7 protein-coding genes are annotated in these 4,283 nt (G+C 69.7%); 2 read left to right on the top strand and 5 right to left on the bottom strand.

Annotated elements, in window-relative coordinates; translation table 11 throughout:
* The coding region (gene serS, locus WBA11_RS08365; protein ID WP_424520240.1) for a serine--tRNA ligase at positions 1 to 1,021 on the bottom strand (1,021 nt) is incomplete at its 3' end.
* Positions 1,022 to 1,198: 177 nt separating this feature from the next.
* Between serS and WBA11_RS08360 the strand changes: the two genes are divergently transcribed.
* Entirely contained in the window at positions 1,199 to 1,612 is a 414-nt protein-coding gene (locus WBA11_RS08360) for an META domain-containing protein (RefSeq protein WP_424520239.1), read from the top strand.
* Here the strand turns inward: WBA11_RS08360 and WBA11_RS08355 are convergent.
* Genes WBA11_RS08355 through WBA11_RS08340 form a run of 4 tightly spaced genes read right to left on the bottom strand, consistent with a single transcriptional unit; the run spans position 1,609 to position 3,971 of the window.
* Positions 1,609 to 2,529, bottom strand: a complete 921-nt coding sequence (locus WBA11_RS08355) for an SDR family oxidoreductase (protein WP_424520238.1) — start codon at positions 2,527 to 2,529, stop codon at positions 1,609 to 1,611. The two genes, WBA11_RS08360 and WBA11_RS08355, sit on opposite strands and share 4 nt — an antisense overlap.
* Entirely contained in the window at positions 2,526 to 2,951 is a 426-nt protein-coding gene (locus WBA11_RS08350; RefSeq protein ID WP_424520237.1) for a cobalamin B12-binding domain-containing protein, read from the bottom strand. Before WBA11_RS08350 ends, WBA11_RS08355 begins: the two co-directional genes overlap by 4 nt.
* 8 nt (positions 2,952 to 2,959) lie before the next feature.
* Complete coding sequence (locus WBA11_RS08345; protein WP_424520236.1) at positions 2,960 to 3,379, bottom strand: hypothetical protein; 420 nt, start codon at positions 3,377 to 3,379, stop codon at positions 2,960 to 2,962.
* Positions 3,380 to 3,419: 40 nt separating this feature from the next.
* Entirely contained in the window at positions 3,420 to 3,971 is a 552-nt protein-coding gene (locus WBA11_RS08340) for an acyl-CoA thioesterase (protein ID WP_424520235.1), read from the bottom strand.
* On the opposite strand from WBA11_RS08340, the gene WBA11_RS08335 reads away from it, so the two are divergent.
* Positions 3,910 to 4,077 carry a hypothetical protein gene (locus tag WBA11_RS08335; RefSeq protein ID WP_424520241.1) on the top strand — a complete coding sequence of 56 codons (168 nt, stop codon included), beginning with the start codon at positions 3,910 to 3,912 and terminating at the stop codon, positions 4,075 to 4,077. The genes WBA11_RS08340 and WBA11_RS08335 overlap by 62 nt on opposite strands.
* Positions 4,078 to 4,283 lie beyond the last annotated feature (206 nt).

The following is a 4,283-nucleotide window of genomic DNA, read 5'->3' as shown; positions in this document are numbered from 1 at the left end:
CGACGTTGGACACCGACGAGACCTCGAGCCACCGCTCTTGGCCCGCGCTCCAGACCTCGAGGTCGTACGTCTTGGACTGCGTGATGCCGAGGTCGCCCGACGCCAAGGTGAGCCGCCGGTAGGGGAGGCCCAGCGCTTTGACCGCGCGCTCGGCGTCCTCCCGCAACTCCTCGAGGTGGACGTAGCTCTCGTCGGGGTGGACGAACCGGACCAACTCGACCTTGTCGAACTGGTGCAGGCGGTTGAGCCCGCGGACGTCCTTGCCGTAGCTGCCGGCCTCGCGGCGGAAGCACGGCGTGTAGCCCGTGTACTTAATCGGGAGGGCGTCCGGCGCCAGGATCTCGTCTCGGTAGAAGTTGGTGAGCGGGACCTCGGCGGTCGGCAGGAGATAGAGGTCGTCGGCGGCCGTGTGGTACATCTGGCCCTCCTTGTCCGGGAGCTGGCCCGTCCCGATGCCGCTGGCCTCGTTGAGCAGGATCGGCGCCTGGACCTCGGTGTAGCCGGCCTCGAGGGCGAGGTCGAGGAACAGCCCGACCAAGGCCCGTTGCAGCCGGGCGCCCTTGCCGACGTAGAACGGGAACCCGGCGCCCGCGACCTTGGCCCCCCGCTCGAAGTCGACCAGCCCGTGCTTCTCGGTGAGCTCCCAATGGGGAAGCGGCTCGAAGTCGAACGTCGGCTTGTCGCCCCACTCGGCCTCGATGCGGTTGGCGTCCTCGCCGCCGATCGGGACGGACTCGTGGATGGGGTTTGGGATCTCCAACATCGCGCTCCGCAGGTCGGCCTCGAGGTCGCGGACCTCGCCCTCGAGGACCTGGACCTCGCCCTTGAGCGCACTCGATTGTTCGAGGAGCGGCGCGGCCTGGTCTCGCTTGCCCGCCTTCATCAGCGGGCCGATCTGCTTGCCGATCTCGCCCTGCCGGTGCTGGAGATCGTTGAGGGACGTCACGGCTTCTCGTCGACGACGGTCCAGGTCGATGGCGCGGTCGACGGCGCCTGAGTCACCGATCCGCTTGGCCTCCATGGACGCGCGGACGCGGTCGGGGTCGGTGCGGAGCAGGTCGAGGTCGATCATGGTTTTGCGAGAGGCTGGGCCAAGCTACCCCGCTCTCCCAAGCGGCCCGCCTGTGCGATTGGGCTTCGCGGGCATTCCGCCGATCAGCCTACGCGTAGCTTCGCGTCCGAGTCCTCGACCGTTCCCGTGCGCTTTCTTCCCGCTCTCCTCGTCGTCCTCCAGATCTCGGCGTGCTCGGCGCCCCCGTCCGGAGAAGCGGCGGAGCTCCCCGGCTCCTCGTGGACCGTCGAGCGGATCGTCCTCGAGGACGGCGGCCTAGAGCGGGGCGACGGGGCACAGCAGGTCACCTTCGGGGACGACGGGTCGATCGCGATCTCCTCGTGCAACGACTGCTCCGGCCGCTTCGTCATCGAGGACGACGCGCTCTCGTTCTCCAACGTGTTGGCGTGCACCAAGCGAGCCTGCCCCACGGGGACGCTCGAACTTGAACGCCTGCTGGGCGACGAGACTCAAATCTCACGCGACGGCGACTTTCTGGTCCTCCAGCCCGAGGGGTCGGAGACGCGCATCTTGCTGTCGCGCTCCGTCGTGCCCGCCTAGGCCGGCTCGATCATCCTCAGTCGCGACCGTACCGCCTCGAGCCCGACCTCAAGGGGGCGCGGTCGGTAGCCCAGCTCGCTCTCGGCCCGCAAGATCAACAAGCCGGCACGGAGAGGCCGAGGCGCCCCAGGGTGGATCTCGGCGCTCGAGGCCGGGCTGATCAACGACGCGTCGAGGTCGAACACGTTGGCGATGCACTTGGCGACCTCGAGGACGGGCATCGACTCGCGGCCTGAGATGTGGAACAGGCCGCGACGGTCGTACCGAGCGATCCGCAGGACGCCGTCCGCCAGGTCGTCGTCGTAGGTAGGCGTGCGGAGTTGGTCGTCGGGGACGCGGACGGGGCGGTCGGCGGACAACTCGCGAGCGACCCACCGGACGAAGTCGAGACGTGGGCTCGGGCCGGCGGGCACGCCGAACACCATCGTGGTTCGAACCACGCTCCAGTTCGACAGTCGGCTGGCGTGTAGAACGTTTTCGGCGGCCAGCTTCGAGCGGCCGTAGGCGCTGATCGGCGCCGGACGCGCGGATTCGTCGTAGGGGCCGGCGGCGCCGTCGAACACGAAGTCGGTCGAGGGCAGGATGAGCTTGGCGCCGTGCCGGTCGCAGAGGGATGCCATGGTGGCGACGGCGTCTACGTTGAGCGCCCAGCACGCCTCGCGGTCGGCCTCACACGGCTCGACCCGGGCCTCGCCGGCGGAGTGGAGCACGACGTCGGGAGCGAAGTCCTGGAACGTTCGCTCGACGGAGGCCGCATCGAGGACGTCGAGCCGCGCGTAGCCACCCGGCGACGGCCATACGGAGGGCCCTCGTCCGGTGGCGAGCACGTCGGCACCGGGCCAGCGCGAGGCGGCCCTGGTGAGCGCTTGCCCCACCAACCCGTTGGCGCCCGTGATCAGGATCCGGGGCGGGATCACGCGCTCGCTCGTCGGGCGTCGACGGCGTCGGAGAGGGCCGCTGCGATGGAGGCGAGCGAGGCGCCCGGCGTGAACACGTGGTCCACGACGCCTCGGTCCAGCAAGTCGTCGGCGTCGTCCTGAGGGATCGTGCCGCCGGCGACGAGCAGCACGTCCTCGAGGTCGGACGCGTCCATGAGCGACCGGAGTCGGGGCAAGACGGTGCCGTGGGCGCCCGACAGGATCGAGACCCCGATGGCGTCGACGTCCTCCTCCTGGGCCGCTCGGACGACGACCTCGGGCGTCTTGCGCAGTCCGGTGTAGATCACCTCCATGCCGGCGTCCCGCAGCGCGGCTGCGACCACCTTGGCGCCTCGGTCATGGCCATCGAGGCCGACCTTGGCGATCAGGATGCGGACGGGACGGGACGGAGTCGGGGCCATGACGGAAGCTACAGGCGGAGCCGGAGCCCGATGCCGCCGCCGACCTCGAAGTCGGTCTCGTCGGTCAGCTGGAGCCGGGGCGACACGATGCCGTAGAGCTCGAGGTCGGGCGTGAGCGCGGCCTCGAGGCCGACTCCCAAGCTGATGCCGGCCCTCGTCCGGCGGTCGTTCGTGTCGACGAAGGCGCCGGGTCCGTAGAAGACGTACACCGGGTTTCGGGTGCTCCGCAACCGGTTGTTGCTCAAGAGGTAGTGGACCTCGCCCTTTAGCGAGTCGTCGAGGTCCCATCCTAGTGCGATCGCGAGGGCGCCCTGGCCGGACCCGAGCTTGAGAGACAAGCCGGTCGGGTCTCCGACCTGGCCGCCGATGGAGAGTTGGGCAGACGCCGGGGCGGCGACGAGAGCCGCTAGCAAGATGAGATAACGCATGAGACAGAGTGTGGTGGGGCGCCCCCTACGCACAGACCGGCTACTCGGCTCCCTCGGTCGGCGGCGGCTCGAGCGCGATCTCCCGCAGGTGGTCCCGAAGCTCGTCGGCGTCCTCGAGGGCGAGGCGCCCCGCCAGGACCAGCCGGAGCTGCCGACGGCGGCCCGCGGCCTCGAAGCGCTCGCGCTCCTGGTCTGTATCGGGCTCCAGGGCAACGACCGGGATCGGCCGTCCGCTCTGGTCGACGGCGACGAACGTGTAAAACGCCCGGTTCGAGTGGCGCCGCTCGCCCGTCGCGTTGTCCTCGGCCCAGACCTCGATCGAGACCTCCATCGAGGTCGTGAACGCCCGCGTGACGACGGCCTCGAGGACGACGACCTCGCCCAGCTTGATCGCGCCCCGAAAGTCGACCGAGTCGACGCTGGCGGTGACGACGGTCCGGTTGGAGTGGCGCTGGGCCGCGATGGCGGCGCAGATGTCCATAAAGTGGAGCAGACGCCCGCCCATCAGGTTGCCGAGGGTGTTGGTGTCGTTGGGCAACACCAGCTCGTTCATCACGCAGCGGCTCGAGGACGGGGTCTTGGGGTGGCTCACGGTGTTGGCGGGAGGGGACGAGGGGAGGAGAAAGGTCGCTCCGTCCTCGAGGGCGGCGCAGGCGTCGGCCCGTCTCGTCGGCGTCCTCGAGGACGAGGCGCGGTGACCGGGGTTGCCCTGAGGAAACGGGTCAGTACTCTTCGAGCCATCCACGTCCAGCCGAGGCAGTCCCGCCCGACCCATGAGGATCGCCGTCGTCGCCCACTCCCGCTTTCCGATCGTCGAGCCGTTCGCGGGCGGGCTCGAGATGATCACGCACCTCCTGGTCCGCGAACTCGTCCGCCGCGGGCACGACGTCGACCTCTACGCGCA

Origin of the sequence: Rubrivirga sp. (genome assembly GCF_049648075.1) — a bacterium.
Classification (GTDB): Bacteria; Bacteroidota; Rhodothermia; order Rhodothermales; family Rubricoccaceae; genus Rubrivirga.
Note: the sequence above shows the minus strand (reverse complement) of the source record. Positions and strands in the feature narration are given on the sequence as shown.

Excerpts from the sequence above, each read along its gene's own strand:
- WBA11_RS08350 (WP_424520237.1), bottom strand. The coding sequence starts at position 2,951 with ATGGCCCCGACTCCGTCCCGTCCCGTCCGCATCCTGATCGCCAAGGTC.
- WBA11_RS08345 (WP_424520236.1), bottom strand. The coding sequence starts at position 3,379 with ATGCGTTATCTCATCTTGCTAGCGGCTCTCGTCGCCGCCCCGGCGTCT.